Source organism: Malikia sp. (assembly GCF_028687635.1).
GTDB lineage: Bacteria > Pseudomonadota > Gammaproteobacteria > Burkholderiales > Burkholderiaceae_C > Malikia.
The window spans coordinates 148,682-170,534 of record NZ_JAQTZS010000002.1; the positions used below are offsets into that span (position 1 = coordinate 148,682).

Consider the following 21,853-nt stretch of genomic DNA (forward strand, 5'->3'; position numbering starts at 1 on the left):
GGCGAGGCTGAAGCTCTTGACCGTCACCGGCCCGTCCACGCTGTTGGTGCCCGTGAGCAGGTGGCCGGTGTGGTTGCTGCTGTCCTCCAGCACGTTCACGGTCTCGTTGGCGTCGCTGAAGTCGTCGCTGACCGCCGTGATGCTGTGGCCGAGCAACACGCTGGCCAAACTGTATGCGCTCGTGCCGCCACCCGTGGCATCCACAGTAGCGCCCGTGGTCACCATGGCGGAGGAATCGATCAGCTTCACCGTGAGGCTCGGTGCCGCGCCGTTGAAGTCAGCCGCCGGCACGAAGCGCAGCTGGTCGGCGGCCTTCAAGGTCAAGGCAGTAGCAGCGCCGCTGATGCTGGACAAGGTGCTCCAGTTAGTGCCGTCGGAGGAGTACTGCCATGAGCCCTTGGTGGCGTCGGCGCTGTAGCCGGAGATGGCAATACCCGCCAGCGTGTTGGCCGAGGAGCCGCCGCTGACCTGATCGGCGCTGTCGCTGAAGTTGTTGGCGAACAGCGAACCGACGGTGGCCGTGCTGACGCTGCCTGCCGCGGTGTCTTCCAGGTCGGCCACCAGGGTGGTCGATCCGCTGGCCGTCGGCGCATCGTTGACCGCCGTGACGTTGAACGTGATGGTGTTGGGGCTCGGGTCCAGATCGATGCCACCGTTGGTCGTGCCACCGCTGTCCTGCACCTGGAAGGTGAAGCTGGCGTAGCCCGTGCCATTGGCGTTGGCCGCCGGGGCGTAGACCAGCTGGCCCAGGTTGGCCAGCGCGATCGACTGGTTGCGTGTCACGGCCACGCCGTCGAGCTGGAGCGTGCCCGCGCCGGGCAGCGTGCTGATGAGGACGGCCCGCAGGCCGTGGGCCGGGCTGTCGCTGGCGTCACTGAAGCCGAAGTCGCTGGCGGCGAAGGTCTTGCTGCCGTCCTCGAGCACGGTGAGCGTCGCGCTCGCGCCGGCCGGCGCGTCGTTGACCGGCGTGACCATGATGGTGGTGGCGCCGACGTTGGAATCCACCGCGCCGTCGTTGACCTTGACGGTGATCCTGCGCGCTGTCGTGTCGGGCGCGTCGCTGGTATTGCTGAACCGGACCGCCCGCAGGGCCGTCAGGTAGTCGGCCTGGGTGGCGCTGCCCGTGAGCGTGATCGTGATCTGGCCCGCCACGCTGGTGTCGACCACGCCGGTGATGCCGCTGGGCAGCGTGCCCACGCTGAGCAGGTCACCGCTCTTGGCGTTGGTCAGCACGATCGTGGCCGAGGCCAGGTTGGCGTTGTCCACATCGGTGGTGCCGACATCCGTATCGACAATCGCGACGCCTGTGCCGTTTTCCGTGTAGCGGGTCTGGTAGTCCGCGCCCGTGGCCGTCGAGCTGTCGTTGGCATCAAGATCCAGCACCGGCGCGTCACTGACCGCCGTGACGGTGGTCCCCAGCAACACGGTCGCCGCAGAAATCGAGGTCGTGCCGCCGTTGCTGCTGGCATCCAGCGTGGCCGCGTTGCTGACGGCCTGTGGTGTTTCAATCAAACGCACGGTCAAGCCGGGCGCGGCGCCGTTGTAATCGGCGGTTGGCACGAAGCGCAATTTGGCACTGGTCTGCAAGGTCAGCGCGCTGCTGTCGCCACTGATGGCGTTCAACGTGGTCCAGCTGCTGCCGCCGTCGGTGCTGTATTGCCAATTGCCCTTGGTGGTATCGACGGCATGGCCCGTGATGGCGACGCCGGTCAGCGTGTTGGCGCTGCTGCCGCCCGAAACCTGGTCGGTGGTGTCGCTGAAGCGGGAGGCAAACAGATTGGACACGGTGTCGCCCGGCGGGTTGATCGTGTCTTCGCTGATCGACGCGAGCGTGGCCGTGCCGTTGGCCACGGGTGCGTCATTGACCGGGGTGACGGTGACGCTGATGGTGTCGGTTGCCGTGCTGAAGCTTGCCGGGTTAACGGTGAAACTCTGGCTGCCGTTGGCCGTCGTCAGGGTCAGTGTCCAACTTCCGATCGTTCCAGCATCCATACCCATATCGTCGTTGACATACAGGCTCCAGATGCCGTTGGGATCCGTGCCGTTGAAAACCGAAAGCAGACTGCCAAACGATGTGCCTGAAATCCCGGTGAAGCTATCAGGTGCATCAAAATTTGTTGGCTTGAAGCTGCCACTGACCAGTGGCCCGCTGTCAGCAAGCAAGGTGGCCGCAGCGTCGTCAAATGTCAGATTGATGGATTTGACACCCGCACCGCCGCCCGTGTCCGACATCAGCAGCACTTGCTGCCCTTGCGGACCGACCAGCAGAATGTCTAGATCGTCGGGAAAGGTATGGGTCAGTCCTCCCAGGGTCAGGTTGACGTCCGTGAGATTGCCGGTCATCCCACTGACAGTCTGCATGGAAGGAAATGGCAGAACTGCGCCGCTATTCGGAATCACAAAAGTGGAAGAACTTGTGCTGTCCACCTTGCTGCCCGCAGTCCAGCTGGTCTGATCCCAGGCCTTGAAGGTCAGACCACTGCTGACCGTGCCGTTGAAGTTGGCGTTGGGCTTGAAATACAGCCGCGTGTTGCTGTTGTCCGCCAACAGCAGGGCGCTGGTGCTGCTGACCGTCCCCACCGTTTGCCAGTTGGCCCCGCCATCCAGTGTGTAATACCAGCTTCCCTGGCTGGCATCGGCGCCCGTGACCGCGATGCCCTTGAGGGCACCGATATCGCTGTCACTGATGCCGCCGGTGAAGCTGCCGATCAGCGAGCCGACTGCTCCGACGGGTGTGCCCGCATCCTCGGCCACGGTCAGGCTCAGCGCGGTGTCGGCCAGGGTCGGTGCCGCGTTGAGCTGGACATTGAGCGTCACCGTGGCGGTGTTGGACTCGGCGCTTCCGTCCGTCACCGTGTAGCTGAAGCTGTCGCCGGCGCTGTCGCCATTGGTCGGCCGGTATTCGGTCGTGCCATCGGCCTTGATGAACAGGCTGCCGTGGGTCAGCGCCACCTGCATCCAGCCATTGGCGGCCAGATGGCTGGCATCGGTGCCGTTGGCCGAGAAGGCGACGTTGTTGACCTTGGCGACGGTGAACGTGTCACCCTCGGCATCGCTGTCGAGCGTGCCCGTGGCTCCGCCGTTGCTGATGATGTTCTTGCCCGTCAGCAGGGTGTTGAACGCGGTGGTGTAGCTGTTGTTCGCGGCCACGGGCGCGTCATTGGCGCCGTTGATGGTGAGGGTCAGCGTGGTCGTGCTGGAGTCGCCATCGGCATCGGTGACGGCATAGCTGAAAGTCTCGGTCAGCGGCGGGCTGGAGTTGTTCAGCGCATTGACCGTGGCATTGTCATCGTTCAGGTCATAGCTGTAGGAGCCGTCGGCGCCGATCACCAATTGGCCATAGGTACCGCTTACCGTGATGCCGGCCGCTGTACTGGACGATCCCGCTGTCACCGCCGTGGTGGGCGTGGCGTTGCCCGCGATCACTTTCGTGACCGTCACGGGCGTATCGGCTCCCTGGGTGTCAGCCACGTCGCCGGTGCTGCCATTCGCCAGCACATTGCCGCTCAGGTTGGCTGTCGGGCTGGCGGTGGTGCCTTCGGTCACGCTTCGTGCGTCGGCATTCGCTATCGGGGACGTATCGCTGATCAGGATGTCAATGCTTTCGGCGGTGACTGTCGTGTTCGCATCATCGGTGATGGTGACCGCGATGCTGTCAACGATGCTTTGATCCCCCAGGGTATGACTCTTGGCTAAGCCGGTTTGCTGGTACCTGTAGCTCACGACCCCGGTGCCCGAGGCATAGCCGTTGAGGACCAGCGTTCCCTTGCCCGTGCCGATGCTGACATGCGTGGCGGCTTGTGCGCCAACGATGGCTTGCAGACTGGCTTTGCTGACCACCGACGCGCCGACGCTGATTTCCTTGAGCCCCGCCGGCGCCGTGAGCGTGAATGTTCCAGTGACCGGATTGCCGGCGTTTTCCGCGATGCTGTTGTCGCCCAGGGCCGACCCATTGCTGTCCGTCACGGTCGCCGAGGGATCGGCCAAGCCGTTGATGGTGATGGTTGCCGTCGCGGTGCTGGTGCCGCCATTGCCGTCGCTGATGGTATAGCTGAAACTGTCGGTCGTGTTGGCCCCCGCGGCCAGGAAGTTGAAAGCGCCATTCGGGTTATAGGTGTACGAGCCATCGGCGGCAACCAGGACTGTCGCGCCAGAAGGCAGCGTCAAGGTCGTTCCCACCGCGCCAGCGTTGCCATTGATCGCGATGACGGTCAGCGCATTGCTGTTCGGGTCGGAGTCCAGCCCCGATCCTTCATTGCTCGTGATCAGGTTGGTCCCGGTGGCACTGGCATTCTCGTTGACGGTCCTGACGTTGGGCGTCGCGGTCGGCGCGCTGTTGGTCGGATTGGGCACGCTGATGACATCGGCGCTGACATCGGTGGCGTCGTCGTTGTCGGTATAGCTCGCCGACAACACCACGCCTTGAATCAGGCTGGCATGAGCGGACAGCGCGGTCTCGAAAATGCCGGTGTTGATTCCGGTTTCGGTCAGGGTGACGGTCGCGCCATTGAGCGAGGCCGTGACGGTCTCGACCGCCGCCGCATTCGTGTTCTCATCCAGGTCGGCCACGCGCAGGAAGGCGGCGGCGCCCACGGCATAGGTCGCGCCGGCATCGGTGCCGCCCAGGCCCGTGATGAAGGTCGTCACCGAAGGCGTGCCCAGGTCGCGCGCCGTGACGACGAAGTTGCCGGTCGCGGTATCGACGATGTCCTCGTAGCCTTCCTTGGCCGTCACGGTCAGCGTGTAATTGCCCGTGTTGTTGATCGTTTGCCAGACGTATTCAAAGGTCTTGTAGAGCGTGCCATCGTTGTCGGCATTGACCACGGTGGTGCCGACCGGCGTCGGGGTGCCGATATCACCATTGATGCCCGGTCCATCGATCGCGAGTTTCAGGGCGGTGATGTCGTAATCCCCAAACGGATCCTTGACCTTGACCCGCAGGTAAACAATGCCACCGGCATCGATGCTATTGGCCGTGATCAGCGCGCCGCCACCATTGCCCATCGATTGGTCGTAGAAACCGATCTCCTGCACGCCATTGCCGCTGTTGCCATCGACATCGACGATGTCGATCACGGTGCTGGTTGGCAACTCGATGCGCGATGGCTTGCTCGCGCTGTCGTAATCGATCTTGAAGCTCGAACCGGCCTGCGTGTTGCTTACCACCAGTTTCACCGAGGCGTCTTGCGGAATCGTCACGCCACTCGCGAGTGTTCCGCTCCAGGTCAGCGTGCCAGCGCTGGAGTCGTAGGTCGCGCCCGTCAGCGTGACGATGCTGCCCGAACTCCCGCCCTCATAGTTCAGCGTCGCCGTGATGCCGGCATAGCTCGTGCCATTGCCCAGGCCACTGACGCTGCTGACATGGGTGACGACATTGACGACGCCGCCGGCGGGCATTGAAAATGCCTCGGCCATCGGAATGTTCTGACCGAAGGTGACCGGAATCACCGCGTTGGCGGTCTTGTACTTGACCAGCAGGTTGTCGATCTGGAAATTCGCCTGGCTGCCCGCGCTGGTGATTTTGTTGCCGTCGAACTTGATGATGATGTTCGACAGCGAAGAGGATCCGGTCAGGTAATCTTTTATATTGTTGCTGTAGCTTGAGGTCTCGCTGCCTGAGTCGCCAGTGAAGGTCTGCAAGGTCGTCCAGGTCGAACCGCCATCGACCGAAATCTTGAGCTGGACGTTTTCCTCGGTACCGTTCAACTGATTGGTCCAGTAGCTGAAGCTCAGGTTCACCGCCTGGCTGGTATCGACGCCTGACAGGTCGATCGAGCGTTGGACATCGGCATCGCCGGAATTGCCCGTGAAGACCAGGGCGGTGCTTCCGGTATTGATCAGGCTGCTGTCACTGTTCGTGGTTCTGATGACGCCAGTTGAACGACTGCCATCGTCGCCGGTTTCGGTCCAGCGCGTCGTCCAGGACTTGTTCGTGTAGCCCGACGTGCCGGTCGTGGTGGTTCCGGTCGAGGCGTAACTCTTGGTCGAGAACTTGTCGTAGTAATAATAGCTCCCCGACTGGCTGGTCGGCACCAGCGCAGCGCTGGTGATCGCCGTAGCACCCGTGGGCAGGATTCGGTCCAGATCGGTCGCGAGACCATCATCGTCGGTGCCCGATTGGCCATCGGCGCCCAGCGTGTTGTCGGACAGGTACAGCACCTTGATCTTGGCGACGGCCGCCGTGTCGGTGTTGGCCAGGGTGCCGGGTGTCGTCGGATTGTCGCTGCTGCTGCCCGTGATCGGATCGGTGTATTCGACCTTGAGGCTGTCGCCGCTAACGGTCTTGAGCGTGCCGCTGTTGTTGCTGGCCTGGGCACTGGCACTGCTGGAGGCCAGCGTGCCACGGAATATTCCGCTGTTGACTCCGGTCTCGGTCAGCGTGACGGTCTCGATCTCGCTCGTGGTGATGTTGCTGACCTTCACGGTCAGCGTATCCATCGCCCCCGAGGAGAGATTCTGGTCACCATCGGTGACCTGCAGATAGAGCGTTCCTCCTTCAGTGAGGTTGCCGCTGGTTTTCGTATAGGCGCCGTCGAAGTAGAACTGCGCCAGCCCGTCGGTGGGCGTGATGTTGGAAATGGCGGCGGCGCTTTGGACGTTGGCGTTGCCGGTGGCGAAGCTGCCTGAAATGCCGGGCGCGGTCGGATTGTCGAAAACGCTTCCGGTGGTCGGGTCGGTGTATTCGACCTGGAACGTGTTGCCGATGCTGAGTTTCAGCGTCCCATCGTTGTCCGTGGTGGCGGCGCTGCTCGATGTCAGCAGCGTGCCGCGAAAGATTCCGGTATCGACCCCGGTCTCGGTCAAGGTGCGGACTTCGACCTCGTGGGTCTGGTTGTTCGTCACCGTCACGGTGAGCGTTTCGGCGACGGTGCTGCTCTTGTTCTGGTCGGAATCGCCGACCTGCAATCCGATCGTGTTGCCCGGGGTATAGCTCGATTGCCGCGAGGTGAAACTCGAATCGTAAAGCGACAATTCACCGTCGGTGATCGAGGTCGTGATGCTCGTCAGGTTGATCGATTGCTTGGTGGTCCCCGCTTGGTCATCGAGTTGTGCCGAGTTGTCGATCTGGTAGTTGTTGCCCGCCAGTTCGCCGATCTTGGTGGTTTCGCTGCTGTTGGGCAGTTGCAGCTTGTAGGTGACGACGATCTTCTGACCGCGACCCACGCCCTGGATGCCATCGAGATTCAGGTTGACATCGGCCAGGGTGTAACCGCCGGTTCCGGGGAGATTGAGCGGGAACAGATCGCTGTTTCCGTCCAGGTCGGTGATCTGGCGAATGACCGTCGTGCCATCGGTGTCATAGACGGTCAGCGTCGCGCTGTTGGCCACATAGTTGACCGCGGTCGCCGGTGTCCAGGAGTCGGTGATCTTGGGTGCGAACATCTCGATGACCGAGCGGTTCACGATGGTCAGCGTGTATTCGACCTGCTCGCCGAGTTCGACATTCGTGTTCGCGTCGCTCGGATTGGCTTCCTTCGAGGTCTTGGTGAACACATAGTCGGGGAAGGGCAGCACGGTCGTGCCCATGTCCAGGTACGGATTGCCGGCACCGGCGATCGAGGGATCCTCGCCCCAGGCCCCCGTGATCAGCGTGCCGTCCTTGGTATAGACGGTCATCCCGCTCTGGTCATTGTCCGAGTTGTCGAAGAAGCGGTAGGATTGTAGCGCGCTGACCGCGTAGGAATAGGTCGTGGTGCTGCCCACGCGCGTGCCCGCGATCAAATTACCCACCGCATCCTTGATCTGGAATTTGCTGACATCGGCGATGTTATCGACATAGAGCGTGGTATTGCCCATCGCGGTCACCCAGACCGGACTGCCGTTGGCCGCGCCGGTCATCGGACTGTTGTTGTTGCCAGGACCCCAGGCGACGATGAACTTGTCGGTCAGGTAGCTCTCGGGGACGAGCGAGTAACTCCAGTCGTGCGTCGCGTTGCTGGTGGCATCGGCATCGATCACGCTGACCGCGAAGAACTTGGCGCCGGTGGTCGTGTAGAAATGCGCTGCCGACGCCGGCATCAGGACATGGCCCGTGCTGTTGGCATTGACCGTGACCGACAGCCCGGTTTGGGTCGCGGTATCGTACTTGACGGTGATCGCGCTGCTGCCCGGGTTGTAGAGGATCACATAGGCCGGGTCGGCCGCCAGCGTGGTGCTGACCGGCGCATAGTAGCTGCCGGACCATTGCTCGTCCGGCGTCAGCGCGAACCAGCGGTTTTCGTAAGCCGAGCCGACGTCGCCCGCGATCAGATAGACGCCGATGCCCTTGTCGGCGGTGATTTTCGCCCCGGCGTTGAGTCCGCCATTGACCAGATAGGTCTGACCTTCGTTGAGCGTGACCGAGGTGATGTCGGTCGTCGTGGCGGCATTGCCGTCCCTGTCGATCGTGACGGTCGTCCCGTTCTGGGTCGCGATGATATGCGCCGAGGTGTATTCGAACAGCTTGTTGGTGCCGGTCGCGACGGTTTCCACGTTCTGGCCGATCGGCAAGGTGTAGCTCTTTCCGGCATTGGCCGAATCGATCACCGCGACCGCGCCCGCGAGCACCGTGCCCGGCGTGGCGGACCAGCCCGCCTTGGTGACCGATATCGCCTTGGTCGATCCGATCTTGTCGCGGCCGTCGTAATCGACGCTGTTGGGCGAGGCCGGATTGACCGCGTTGCTCAGCAGGATGGTCTGGCCGGCGTTGAACAGGTCATTCGTCATTCCCGGCGCGGTGCCGTTGGCGGTATTGCCGTCGCCCCAGATCTGCGTGGTGGACTGGATCGGGTTGTTGATGTCGGCCTCATAGCCGTCTTCCCAATGGTCATAGACCACGATTGTCCCGTTGCCGGTCGCGCTGAGCGCGATCACGGTCTGGATGTTGCCCGTCACGCTGCTCGATATCGCCTTCAGCGCGGTCTGGACATCGGATTCGGGCAGCGGCACATAGGTGGTCTGCGCGATGCCGTAGGGAGCCGCGGTTTCGACCTCGATCTGGCGGCCATCAAGCGTCAGCGTGAGTTGATCGTTTTCACCAATCACGCTGGCGAGATTCGCGTCGCCATTCAGGATCAGCGCGGCGAAGGCATGGCCCTCGTCGCCGAGACTGTCGGTGGTGCCGTTGAGCGCGAAGTCGATCGCGTGGCCGATCTCTTCGAGCAGGACCGCCTGCAGGGCTTCGGTCGAGGCGCTGGTCGCATGGTCCGCGTTGAGGTAGATCGTTGGCTGGCCATCGCCAGCCATCGCGGTGAAGGCCCCCAGCATGCCCTGCAGTTCAGCCGCCGTTCTGAGCTCGACCCGGATCGACTCGCTGCCCGACTGGACCGCGGCGATCAGCTGGTCAAAAGCCTGCAGCCATCGCGCCGAGGGCTCGCCGGTTTGTCCACCGGAGAACAGCTCGAACGCCTGATTTCTGGCCTCCCGCGTCTGGAAAAACTCGACGACCAGGCGCTCGGCCTGGGTCTGCGCGTTCGCAAGCGCCGCGGGCTGGGCGCGCTCAGGTGTTGCAAGGCGCAGCATGCCAGTGGCATCGGCATGCTCCGGCATCGTGATGGCGTCCGCGACCGCCGCCCCATCGAACATGAAGCGCTGCTCCAGCGCCATCGACCTGAAACCGCCGAACCTCAATCCGGTCGCTGGCGCTGGCGGCCCCTGTTCCCCGGTGGCGCCCGTCACTATCGAGCCGGCTTCAAGGCGGGCCTCGCTGCCTTCGGCGCCGCGGCTGCTCTTGCTGCCCTTGCCCTTGCCGCGCACGATTTCGGCGGTGGCGACATAGGTGCGGGTGATCTCGTTCCAGACGCTGCGGTAGATATGGTTCACGGGGGTACTCTCGGGAAGGCCGACGAGGTCGCTCGGGTGGCGGCTCTGGCAGAGGAAGTGGAAGGCGGTGGCGAGTCGGAATCAGCGGGCGGCGGGCGGCGTCACCTTGACGCGCCCGCTCATGCCGGCGATCAGCTCGGGGAACTTGCCGTCGATGGCGGCGGCGACCTTGATCGACTGGCTGACCGGATCGACCCGCGCACCAATGCGGATGAACTTGGCCGGGTAGCTCTTGTGCGTCTCGTCGATCTCGACTTGGAAGGCGCTGCCGACACGCAGCCAGCCCAGCCAGCCCGATGGCACGAGGAATTCGAGCTCCAGCATGCTGTCGTCGAGGATGTCGAGCAGCGCCTGGCCCGGCTGGACATACTGCTGCTCGCGCACCTTCTGCTCGGCCAGGCGGCCCGAGTAGGGCGCCGCGATGCTGCATTTGCCCAGCACCGCCTGGTTGGCGCCGACCTCGGCCCTGGCCTTGCCTTGCGCCGCCTTGGACAGGTCCAGCTCCAGCTGCCCGACCGAGTTGAGCTCGGCCAGCCGCTGGTTGGTCTTGTGCGTCTGCTGCGCGCCGTCGAGCTCGGCCTGCGCCTTCTGCAGCTGGGCCTGCTGCAGCGAGCAGTCGAAGCTGACCAGCAGCTGCCCGGCCCGGAAGGCCCCGCCCTCGCGGACCGGCAGCCGGTTGACCTTGGCGCCGATCTCGGCCGCGATCGTCGTGTAGCGCCTCGGCAGCAGCTGGGCGCGGATTTCCTGGCGTTCCATCGACGACTTGGCCGGCGCGGCTGCCGCAGCAGGCGTGGCAGATGCCGGCGTGACGGACGCGGCGGGTGTCTTGGTCTGGGCGCTCGCCTGGCCGGCCAAGGCCAGCGCGATGCTGGCCGCGAACAGGACGGGCCGCAGACAGGGCAGGGGACGCATGGCTATCCGGTGCGTCATTGGGGGGCCGCCTGCTTCAGTGCGGCCCAGGGATTGCCGCTGCCCTTGAGCTCTTCGGTCAGCTGCGCCAGGCTCAGTTCCCCGGTGCTGCCGATCCTGGGTTCGATGCCGAGGTTGGCCATCAGGCGGTTCTCGGCCGTGTGCACCTGCGCCAAGGCCTGGTAGCGGCGCAGCAGGCTCAGGATCGCGGTCGTCTCGTTGGCCACCTGGTCGAGCTGGCTCTGCGCCCGCACGCTCGCGCGGTTGCGCACCTGCTCGGCGATCTTCTGGTCCGTGGCGTAGATGGCGTCGGCGCGCGCGAACTGGCTGCGCGCGTTGGCCAGCTGCAGGCGGGCCAGGTGGACCTGCGTCACCACCGCCATCTGGGTGGCGACGCGGCGCTGGTCGGCCAGCGACACACCGGCCTCGGCCAGCTTGATTTGCGTGGGGCCGGTCAACAGGTTGAACAGGTTGAACGACAGCTGCACCCCGGCTTCGTTCCAGTGGTTGTGCACCAGATAGCGGTCGGAGTCGTACTTGAGCCCGTAGTTGAAGCTCAGGTTCGGGAACAGGCGCGCCAGGGTCTTGCGCACTTCCTCGCGCGCGATGCGGCTGTTGTAGTGCTGCTCGCGCAGGTCGGCGTTGTGCTCCAGCGCGACCTGTTCCAGCCGCTCCAGCGGCAGCTTGAGCACGCTGTCGTCGGCGAGGTTGAGCTGGGTCTCGGCGATCGGGACCGCCTGGCCGATGGGGGCGTTGATCAGCGTCGCCAGCTCGACTTGCGCGATCGAGAGCTCCTGCTCGATCGCCTCCAGCAGGCGCAGGTTCTCGAGCAACTGGCGCTGGTAGCGCAGCGCGTCGAGCGGATTGCGCATGCGCTCGGTCTCGACCTTGCGCGAGTCGGCCAGCGCCTTCTCGGCCATGGCGAGGGTCCTGCTCACCTCGGCGCGCAGCTTCTGCGCCGCCGCGGCCCGCCAGTAGGCGGTGCGCACGTCCTGCATCAGCAGGTGCATGGCCTTGCGGCGCTTCTCGGCGGCGATCAGCACGCGGTCGGCCTGCTGCCTGGAGCCGTAGTAGCCCAGGCCGAGGTCGATCATGTTCCAGGTCAGTCCCAGGTCCGCCGTGCCGTGGCTGGCTTGCGACGAGAACGAGGAGTTGGTCGCTTTGGGGCCGTACTGGGGGGTGTACGGCATGCTGTACGTCGCCCGCTCGCGGTTGCGGTCGGTGTAGCCGGCCTGCGCCATCAGCTTGGGCAGCATGTCGAGCTTGCCGACGTCGAGCTGGTTGAGCGCCAGCGCCTCCTCCATCAAGCGGGTGCGGCGCTCCAGGTTGTACTTGAGCGCGCGTGCCATCGCCTCGTCCAGCGTCAGCGCGCCCTGGATCGGCTCAACGTCCTGCTGGGCTGCCTGGCGGTCAGCCTGGTTGGTCTGTGCCAGGGCCTGCTGTCCCAGCTCGTTGGGGACGATCGAGCTGCAGGCGCTCAGGGCGGCAGCGGCAACGGTGATGCCCAGCAACCTGAGGAGCCACCCGCCTGGATCAGGACGCTGCGTGGAAGAAATGGCTTGAGCGCTTGAGGGTTCCTGGGATTTCATCTCTATTTTGATTAGTTTTTGCTTGCGTACAATAAATATGACATATATTTTAGGTTGTTCATCGCATAATCATCATTCCCATGGCGCAAAAAAAGATTCCTGCGCCGCAAGAATCCAGGCGGTTGCAGCGAACTTTTTCAGCCCACAAATAATCCGCATGCCAGACAAGCGCCCCCATATCCTGCTGATCGACGACTCCCTGGTGGAGCTGCGCCAGCTCATCGCCCTGATGACATCGAGGGACCTGCGGGTCAGCGTGGCCTTCAACGGCCGCGACGGGTTGCACAAGGCGGAACTGCTGCAGCCGGATCTGATACTGCTGGACATCAACATGCCGGTGATGAACGGATTCGCCACTTGCCGCCTGCTCAAGACCAGCGAGCGAAGCCGTGACATCCCGGTGATCTTCCTGTCCGCGGCGAACGACGCCGACCGACGCATCGAGGGCTTGGAGCTGGGCGCGGTGGACTTTGTCTCCAAGCCTTTCCACGACGTGGAGGTCCTGACGCGGGTGCGCATCCACCTCGAACTCGCGACGGCCTACCGCAGCCGCATGCAGGCCGGCTTGGTCAAGGACCCGCCCGGTCAGTCCGGCGAAGCCATCCTGGCCTCGAAGAAGGATGGCTTGCTGGTCAAGACGGCCGTGGAATACCTGAGGCAGCATCTCGCCAAGCCTCCTTCCACCAGGGAGCTGGCTTCCATCCTCTGCAGCAACGAGCGCCGGCTCAACAGCGCGTTCCAAGCCCATTTCGACCAGCCCGTGTCGGCGTGGTTGCGCGAGGAGCGCCTGCAGCAGGCCGCCCATTTTCTCCAGACGACCCAGACCCCCGTCGCCGACCTGAGCGAATACCTCGGCTTCTCGACCTCATCCAACTTCGCGAAGGCCTTCAAGGAGCGTTACCAATGTTCTCCGCGCGAGTTTCGCCAGTCACGACCAGTCGAACCGGGTGACCCGGGCGACCCAACGGGACAGCCCGATGGCTGAACCTGGCACCCGATGCGCGCGCCGCTGGCTGATCCCGCTGTGCCTGTTGCTGTGGGCCGGACTGGCCAGCGCCATGGCTTCAGGCACGACCAGGGCCGACGTCGCGCTCGACATTTCCCAGGCGCAGCGGCTGGACCTCTCCGACCATTTCCAGCTGTGCATCTCACCGCCGCGAACCGGCATCGAACAGATGCTGGGCGGCGCCTGCGAATGGGACCGCGAGCGAGCGCCATCGGTCTCGCGGGGATTCGACCGCAGGGTGTTCTGGCTTCGCCTCGATCTGGTCAACCGCGGCAAGACGCGGGTGGACCGATTGCTGTCGGTGGGGAACGTACGCCTGCAGGACGTGACCCTGTACCAGCTGCCGCCAGCGGGGCCACCCGTCGTCCTGGGCCGCGGCGGCACCCGGGTGGCCCTGAATGCCAAGTCGGTGCCCTTGCCCAAACCCAGCTTCAGGTTCGAGTTCGAGCCCGGCGAGAGGAAGATACTCTGGTTGCGGGTCGCCTCCGAGACGATCATCGAGCTGACACCGGTGCTCCAGTCGCTCGAAACGGGCTACTTCAATGCGCAGCGGCTGCAGTTGTTCCAGGCCCTGGCCATCGGCTGCATGCTGCTGTGCTTTTTCTACAGCATCGGGATCTACCTGATCCTGCGCGAGCACAGCTTGCTGTTTTTCGGCATCTTCATGCTGGCCGAGCTCATCATCGAGCTGACCCGCTCCGGTCTGTTGCAGACCTACCTGTGGCCCGCCAGCCTGCCATTCAATTCCAGGATACTGACGCTGGGCGCCGCCGTCAGCATCGGTGCCTGCTCGCTCTTCCTGCGCGCATTCATTCCGGGCCTGCCACGCCACCGGCTGATCCATGCCGCCTTCCGATCCGCCCTCACGATTTTTTACTGTGGCGTGTTCTGGTGTCTGTTCATCGACTACCGGGCGGGCGCGATCCTGTGGTCCTACGCCCTGTTCGCCTGGTTGCTGCTGGTGCTCATGCAGGTCATCCTGGCCTGGCGCGATGGCTCTCCGACGGCCAAGCTCCTGTTTCAGAGCTGCATGCTGCTGGCGGCCATCGAATTGCTGCGATTCTGGTCGGTGGCGGGCGTGCTCGACTTCAGCGACATCGAGACGCTCGCCAATCCGGTCGCCATCGCGTTGACCTCCGCCGTCATCCTGGTCGGCATGATCCGTCGCTTGCGGGCAATGCAAGGCGATCTGTCGAGGTCGCGCGCCGAGCGTGCCGCCAGCCTGAGCTTCATGTCCCAGATGAGCCACGAACTGCGCTCGCCCTTGACCACCATTCTGGGGCAGATCAGGCTGCTGGCCCAGACCGCCCTACCGGAGCGCGCCAGGCTGATGGTCGAAGCGATGCGCCAGGACGCCGGCCAGCTGCTCTCGATGATCGACGAGATCCTGGACTACGCGCGGGGCACGGCGGGCAAGCAGCGTCTGCGTTGTTCAGCACAGAGATGGCCCCATCTGGTCGAGCGCATGGAGCAGCGAGCCCGGGTACTGACCCAGGTCAACGGCAATCGACTCGTGTTCCACGCCGAAGGGTCTGTTCATGCCATGTTCTCGGTGGATGAGCGCAGGCTGCTGCAGGTGCTCAGCAACCTGCTGACCAATGCCGCCAACTACTGCCGCGACGCTGTCATCGAGCTGACCTGCCGGATCGATCCGCTCCAGTCGAGCGACGCCTGGAATCTGAGTTTCACGGTCAGCGACAGCGGGCCTGGCATCGCGTTGCAAGACCAGCAGCGTATCTTCCAGCCTTTCGAACGTGGCGCCGAGGCCTATCTGTCCGACCACAAGGGGGTGGGAATGGGCCTGGCGATCTCGCGCCAACTCGTCGAGCTCATGGGAGGGCAGCTGACCCTGCACAGCGAGCCCGGCCAAGGCAGCCGCTTCAGCTTCAGCATTGCCTGCCAGGCGGCACGGCCCGAGGAGACGGAGTGGGAAGAGGACGAACAGAGCCCTCCCTCGACTCCGGCGGAGGGCGGATCCGCCCAAGGCCAGCTGGCGGCGACTGCAGGGGCCGCCTCGGCCCGCAAGCTCGCGCCGCCAGGCCAGGAACCATTGGGTCGCCTGCTGCGCCTGGTCGACAACGGACAGATCTCCGACATGCTCGACATGATGGACGAGCTTGAGCAAGGGGATCCCGAGCTGGAACCGTTTTGCGCCACCGTGCGCGATCTCGCGCTGCAACTCGACCTGCCGGCACTGCGCAGGCTGTGCACGGGTCAGCGCCAGGATTGATTCATCACACTGGTTCCTGGGATGGCATCAGAAATTGACAATTTTTAAAATTTAAACCTAGTATGCCCAGCATCGGCCGCCGGCCCTCAGCCAGGCGGCCAGCTTCAAGGGGATGGGGATGGGAGAGAAAAATACACCGGCAAAAAACGGTGCGAGGCCAGCCTGTTCTTCGGTTTCGGGTCATGGCCCAGCGCGCGGGCCGCTTTTTTTCGGCCATCTGCTCGGCCCCCTGCTGTTCGTTTCGCTGTTGCTGCTGCTGCTGGCGTCCTGGCTCATTCATCATGAGTTTCGGGACCAGCGCCGGCAAGCCGAGGACCGGCTGCTGGCCGTGTCCGAGCTGCGCCAGTCCCAGGTCGAGGCCTGGCTCGACGACCTGAGGGGCCAGGCGCGCTTCCTGAGCGGCAGCGCCTACTGGTCCGACCTGTTGCTGCGCGGGCAGCGGGGTGATCCGGCCAGCCTTGAGCTGCTGTTCGAACGCATCGTCGAATGGCGCAAGACCCATGGCAGCGACAGTGCCTTGCTGCTCGGCGCTGGCGGTGAGGTGCTGGCGCGCGAACATCCATCCAGCCGCGCCGTCGCACCGCGGTTGCAGGCCGCCGCGCGTCAGGCGCTGGCCGAAGGCCTGCCGGTGCTGACCGCCATCTACCGCCGCGATGGCACCGAGATTCCGCTGCGCCTGGACGTCGTGATCCCGCTCCTGCGCACCGGCAAGCCGGCCCAGGCCGCCGTCGTGCTGCGCATCGATGCCCGGCGCTGGCTGTTCCCGACCCTGCGCGCCTGGCCGGTCCCGACCGAGAGCGGCGAGACCGCGCTCTGGCGGCGCGAGGGCGATCAACTGGTCGTCATGAACGAGCTGCGCGAGCAGATCGATGCCGCCGGTCAGCTGCGCCTGCCGTTGCGGACGGCGAACTGGCTGCCGGCGCGGCTCGAGCGCGCCGAGCACCGCGAGGGGGTCGTGTTCGAGGGACGGGACTACCGCGATGCCGCGACCCTGGCCGTGGGGCGCCGGGTCAAGGGCAGCGACTGGTGGATGATTACCGAGCAGGACATCGCCGAGATCGAGCAGCCCGCCTACCGCAATGCCTGCTGGATCGCTTGGGGTGCCGTGGCCTTGCTGCTCGCGCTGGCGGCGGCGGCGCGGGTCTGGGCGCAGCGGCAGTCGCTGCGCGAGCTCGAACAGCTGCGGGTACGCGAGCGGCAGGCCCGTGAACTGATCGAGGCGACGCCCGATGCCATGCTCATGCTGGACGCCTCGGGCCGCGTGGCCCAGGTCAACCGGCGTTTCGAGGCGCTGCTGGGCTACCCCGAGGTCGAGCTCGTCGGGCATACCGCTGAACGCCTGGTGCCCGCCGAGGCCCGCGCGGGCCATCCGCTGCTCGGCGCCCTGCGCGGCAGCTCGACCGTCGCGGCCGTGGCGGAGCCGGACCATGCCATGAGCCTGGTGTGTCGCGATGGCCGCGTCTTTCCGGCCGAGATCGCCATCAGCGCGGTGAGTCTGGGTCAGCAAAGCCTGTTCGTCGTGTCGATCCGGGATGTCACCGCGCGCAAGCAGGCGGAGGCCGAACTGCAGGCGTACCGGGTCAACCTGGAGCAGCTCGTCGCGCTGCGCACGCAGGCACTGGCGGACGCGATCGAGCGCATGCGCGTCAACGAGGAGCGGCTCGACTTCGCGCTGTCGGCCACCCAGGATGGCATCTGGGACTGGAACTTCCAGACTGGCGCATCCTTCGTCAATGCCGCCTACAGCACCATGCTGGGCTACGCGCCGGGCGAGCTGGCCAGCACCCCGCAGGGCCAGTTCACGGATCTGCTGCATCCCGACGAGCGCGAACGCCTCTGCGCCACCGAGCGCCAACTGCTGCAGGATCCCGGCAGTTTCGAGGTCGAGTGCCGACTGCGCTGCCAGGATGGCCGCTACAAGTGGGTGCTGCGCCGGGGCAAGCTGGTCGAGCGCGACCCGCAGGGCCAGCCTGTGCGCGCGGTCGGCACCCACCTCGACCTCGGCGCCCGCAAGCAGATCGAGGCGCAACTGCGCGCGGCCAAGGAGGCGGCCGAGTCCGCCGATCGCGCCAAGAGCGATTTCCTGTCCAATATCTCGCACGAGCTGCGCACGCCCATGAACGCCATCATGGGCATGGCGTTCATGCTGCAGAACACGGGGCTCGACGCGAACCAGCGCGAGCAGCTCCGGCAACTGCAGGCGGCGAGCCAGCAGCTGCTGGCGCTGATCGACGACATCCTGTGTTACATCCGCATCGATACCGGCACCCTGAGCGTCGGGCGCCAGTCCTTCGAGCTGAACGGGGTGCTCGACGCCGCGCTTGGCAGGGTGCGCGACAAGGCCGTGGCCAAGGGACTGAAGCTCAAGCTCGCTATTCCGCCTGAACTGCCGCCCTGCCTGGAGGGCGACGGCGTGCGGATCGGCCAGGTGCTGCACAAGCTGGCGGACAACGCGGTCAAGTTCACCGATGCCGGCGAGGTGGCGCTGGCCGTCGGGATCGAGTCCCGCCCGCAGCAGCGCGCCTTGCTGCGCTTCGAGGTCAGCGACAGCGGCATCGGGCTCAGCGCCGAGGAACAGGCCAGCCTGTTCCAGACCTTCCGCCAGGTCGACAACTCGTCGACGCGCAAGCAAGGCGGCACCGGGCTGGGCCTGGCGATCGCGAAACGCCTGGTCGAGCTGATGGGCGGCTCGATCGGCGTCGAAAGCGAACCGGGCCACGGCAGCCGGTTCTGGTTCAGCGTGCCGGTCGGCATCACCCAGCTCGACCCTGGTCATGAGGCCGCCGCGCCGGCGCAACCAGATCCGGCCCAGCCGGGCACCGATCCGCCGGTTCCGGATCGGTGCCCGGATCAGTCGCCGGCTGCACCGCGAGACGAGCGCCCGCTAGCGCAGCCCGCTGCCGACTTGCTGGCCTGGCCGCCACTGCGCGCGCGTCTGCTGGCGCTGCTCAGGGAGGACTGCACGGACAGCGTGCAGCTGTTCGAGCAACAGGCGGCGCTGATCGGCGCCGCGCTCGGGGAACGCTTCGAGCCGATGGCTGTGGCCCTGCGCAACTTCGACTTCGAGGCGGCGCTGGCGCTGCTGGAAGCCGCCGGCTGAAGGCAGCGGACTGGATGCCGCTCAGGCCTTGGGGTTGAAGTGGCTCAGCATGGCCGAGAGCGAATCCATCAGGCACTGGAAGTCCTGCCCGATGGCTGACTCCGTCAGCGTCAACCGGATCCGACAGTAGTGGCCGCGGTAGCTCGTCAGCGCCAGCGCCGAGAACTGGCGTCCGGCATCGAAGCTGGCGTAGCGCAGGTTGGCGCTCTTGTTCTCGCTCGCTGTGACGAGTCCCGGGAACTCGACCCGCAGCGCCGCCAGCGCGCGCTCCATCTCGGCTTGCAGACCTGCCTCGGTAATGGGACCTTCCGTGGCCGGGTAGACCGTCAGTTCGACCGCGGTCTGGCGCGCCCCGTAATTCAGCCGCAGGCCGGCGGGCTCGGAGGGGCTGGGTCCCATGCGCTCGAAGTGGAGCCAGCCGAACTGCGCCGGCAGGCCGAAGCCGAAGTGCTCGCCCAGCGCGAAGCCGCAGGCCGGCGTGCTGCGTCCGGCGGGCAGCTTCAGGCGCCTGGTGTCGAAATGGAGCTGGCGCGGCTCGGCCACCAGCTGCTCGCCGTCGATGAAGCGGATCTCGTAGTGGCAGCATTCCCGCTGCGGCCGCACCGGGTCGGGCCGCTTGGCCACCAGGCGCCACTGGTGCTGCGGGCCGCCAAACAGGCAGGCGGCGATGCTGTCCTGCGCCTCGATCGCGAGGTAGAGCGAGTCGGTGTCGATGACGATCGGGTCCTCGGCGTTGCGGCCGGAGCCGCCCGCGATCGGAAGGTCCAGGCCGTAGTCTTTGAGCAGCAAGTCGCGCAGCATCGTTTTCCTGTCTTGGAGGGGGTCGGCCGGCTTGGCCGCGAAGGAGGGTGAGCATGGATTTTCGCACTCCGGCGGCCCTGCTCCCGTGACAGGGCGGGCGGGCGATCTCAAGTAAACTCGTTCGACCTGCGTTTTTTGTTCTGACTGGTACCGGCTATGTTCGATTTCTTCCGCAAGCACATGAAGCTCTTCATGGGCCTGCTGTTCATCCCGCTCGTGATCGGCTTCGTGCTGTTCGGCGTCCAGGGCTACGACCGCACCGATGGCGCCGACAAGGTGGCCGAGGTCGCTGGCAAGGCCATCACGCGCCAGGAGCTCGACAACGCGCATCGCCGGGAAGTCGAGCAGCGCCTGGCGGCCGCGCCGACGCTGGACCGGGCCTTGCTCGAATCCGACCAGGCACGCCAGCTCACGCTCGAGCGCCTGATCGCCGAGCGCGTGCTGGCGCTGGCGGCACATGACCAGCATATCGTCACGCCCGACCAGCGCCTGGCGCGCGAGCTGCTGCAAGACCCCGGCATCGCGTCCTTGCGCAAGCCCGACGGCCAGCTCGACCTGCAGCGCTACCACGAGGCGCTGCGCGCCCAGGGCATGACGCCCGAGCAATACGAGAACTCGCTGCGCCAGGACATCGCGCGGCGCCAGGTGCTGGCCAGCGTGAGCGCCAGCTCGATCCTGCCGGCAGCGGTCGCCCAGCCCGCGCTCGGCGCCTGGTTCGAGCGCCGCGAGATCCAGCTCGCGCGCTTCGAGCCGGCCGATTTCGCCGCCAAGGTGCAGGTCAGCGACGCCGATGTCGAGGCCTACTACCAGGCCAACGCCGCCCGTTTCCAGTCGCCCGAGCAGGCCGACATCGAATATGTCGTGCTCGACCTCGACGCGGTGTCGCGCCGCGTCACGCTGTCCGAGGCCGACCTGCGCGCCCGCTACGAGCAGAGTCTGGCCAATCTGGCCAAGGACGAGCAGCGTCGCGCCAGCCATATCCTGCTGACGGTGGCGCCCGATGCCGCCGCGGCCGACAAGGCCAAGGTCCGGGAGCAGGCGCAGGCCCTGCTGGCCGAGCTGCGCCAGTCGCCGGCGCGCTTCGCCGAGCTGGCCAAGGCCAAGTCGCAGGACCCGGGCTCGGCGGCCAAGGGCGGCGACCTCGATTTCTTCTCGCGCGGCAGCATGGTCAAGCCGTTCGAGGACGCCGTCTTCGCGCTGAACAAGGGCCAGATCTCCGATCTGGTCGAGTCCGAGTTCGGCTTGCACATCATCTTGTTGACCGATGTTCGCCAGCCGGCCAAGCCCAGCTTCGAGTCGCAGCGCGCCCAGCTCGAGCAGGCGCTCAAGCGCGAGCAGGCGCTCAAGGCCTACGCCGAGGCCGCCGAGCAGTTCGGCAACCTGGTCTACGAGCAGGCCGACAGCCTCAAGCCCGCGGCCGACAAGCTGGGCCTGAGCGTCAAGACCTTCCAGGGCTTGCCGCGTGGCGGTCCGCTCACTGGTGACGCGCCGCTGGCCAACCCCAAGCTGCTCCAGGCCATCTTCGCCGATGATGCCCTGCGCTCCAAGCGCAACACCGAGGCGGTCGAGGTCGGCGCCAACCAGCTGGCGGCGGCCCGCGTGCTGCAGCATCGCCCGGCTGCCACCCGCCCGCTGGCCGAGGTCAGCGCCCAGGTGCGCCAGAGCCTGGTGCAGCAGCGCGCGCTCGAACTCGCGCTGGCCGATGGCAAGACCAAGCTGGAGGCCTGGAAGGGCGGCGCCGCCGCCAGCCTGCCGGCGACGATCGTGGTGTCGCGCCAGCAGCCCCAGGGCCTGCCGCAGCCGCTGATCTCGGCCGCGCTGTCGGTCAAGGTCGCCAAGGGCCAGCCGGGCTGGGCTGGCGTCGACCTCGGCGCGCGGGGCTATGCCGTGGTGCGCGTCAACCAGGTGCTCGCGCCCGAGTCGCTGGCCGCCGCCCAGGCCGAGCAGGGCCGCAGCCAGCTGGCCCAGATGTGGGCCCAGATGTGGGCCCAGGCCGAGGTCCAGGCTTACCTGGAGCTGCTCAAGCAGCGCTACAAGGCAAAAATCCTGCCCAGGAGCTGAGAAGGACCGTTTTTTCACTATAGAATAGCGGCTTCAACGACGGTGGCTGTAGCTCAGTTGGTAGAGTCCAGGATTGTGATTCCTGTTGTCGTGGGTTCGAGTCCCATCAGCCACCCCATCCAGTCGTCCGATGCAATTTTCCAGCCGTGGTGGCTGTAGCTCAGTTGGTAGAGTCCAGGATTGTGATTCCTGTTGTCGTGGGTTCGAGTCCCATCAGCCACCCCACGCCATTCAACGGTTTTGCAAAGTCTGTTTCCAGCAAGTCCCTCAAACGATACTACTGGAATCCTTTGTGAAGTCTGACCAGAAGCCCGGCCTTGCCGGGCTTTTTCCTTTCTGGCGTTGCCCTGCGCCCG

Annotated in this window: 8 protein-coding genes, 2 tRNA genes and 1 pseudogene; 6 read left to right on the forward strand and 5 right to left on the reverse strand. The window is 65.4% G+C overall.

All coding sequences use genetic code 11. The features are described 5' to 3' along the window. From PHR85_RS02170 to PHR85_RS02180, 4 genes and pseudogenes are all read right to left on the reverse strand, one after another. A partial coding sequence (locus PHR85_RS02170; protein WP_300049849.1) for an Ig-like domain-containing protein occupies window positions 1-9,585 on the reverse strand: 9,585 nt, incomplete at its 3' end. A gap of 99 nt (window positions 9,586-9,684) precedes the next feature. Next, window positions 9,685-9,801, reverse strand: a pseudogene (locus PHR85_RS15215) (ESPR domain-containing protein); the annotation flags it as partial. Window positions 9,802-9,882: 81 nt separating this feature from the next. Beyond that, window positions 9,883-10,713: an efflux RND transporter periplasmic adaptor subunit gene (locus PHR85_RS02175; protein WP_300049851.1), complete on the reverse strand. Its 831-nt coding sequence runs from the start codon at window positions 10,711-10,713 to the stop codon at window positions 9,883-9,885. Between the two features lie 14 nt (window positions 10,714-10,727). Continuing rightward, complete coding sequence (locus tag PHR85_RS02180; RefSeq protein ID WP_300049853.1) at window positions 10,728-12,221, reverse strand: TolC family protein; 1,494 nt, start codon at window positions 12,219-12,221, stop codon at window positions 10,728-10,730. A gap of 235 nt (window positions 12,222-12,456) precedes the next feature. Between PHR85_RS02180 and PHR85_RS02185 the strand changes: the two genes are divergently transcribed. The 3 genes from PHR85_RS02185 to PHR85_RS02195 all read left to right on the forward strand — a co-directional run bounded on the left by PHR85_RS02185 (window position 12,457) and on the right by PHR85_RS02195 (window position 18,635). Next, a complete protein-coding gene (locus PHR85_RS02185; protein ID WP_300049855.1) occupies window positions 12,457-13,284 on the forward strand; it encodes a response regulator in 828 nt (275 codons plus the stop codon). Then, complete coding sequence (locus PHR85_RS02190) at window positions 13,277-15,535, forward strand: sensor histidine kinase (RefSeq protein WP_300049858.1); 2,259 nt, start codon at window positions 13,277-13,279, stop codon at window positions 15,533-15,535. The genes PHR85_RS02185 and PHR85_RS02190 overlap by 8 nt, the downstream gene beginning before the upstream one ends. 247 nt (window positions 15,536-15,782) lie before the next feature. Beyond that, on the forward strand, window positions 15,783-18,635 hold the full coding sequence (locus PHR85_RS02195) for a PAS domain S-box protein (RefSeq protein ID WP_300049861.1): 2,853 nt from the start codon (window positions 15,783-15,785) through the stop codon (window positions 18,633-18,635). 21 nt (window positions 18,636-18,656) lie between these two features. On the opposite strand, the gene PHR85_RS02200 is transcribed toward PHR85_RS02195, so the two are convergent. Continuing rightward, window positions 18,657-19,436, reverse strand: coding sequence for a hypothetical protein (locus PHR85_RS02200; RefSeq protein WP_300049863.1), 780 nt, complete (start codon window positions 19,434-19,436; stop codon window positions 18,657-18,659). A gap of 156 nt (window positions 19,437-19,592) precedes the next feature. Here PHR85_RS02200 and PHR85_RS02205 point away from each other — a divergent pair, with 156 nt between their 5' ends. From PHR85_RS02205 to PHR85_RS02215, 3 genes are all read left to right on the forward strand, one after another. Continuing rightward, window positions 19,593-21,497 (forward strand): SurA N-terminal domain-containing protein, encoded by a 1,905-nt coding sequence (locus PHR85_RS02205; protein ID WP_300049865.1) that lies wholly within the window; start codon window positions 19,593-19,595, stop codon window positions 21,495-21,497. 42 nt (window positions 21,498-21,539) lie between these two features. Beyond that, window positions 21,540-21,615 (forward strand) — tRNA-His (locus PHR85_RS02210). Between the two features lie 31 nt (window positions 21,616-21,646). Continuing rightward, window positions 21,647-21,722, forward strand: a tRNA-His gene (locus tag PHR85_RS02215). The last annotated feature ends 131 nt before the right edge of the window (window positions 21,723-21,853 follow it).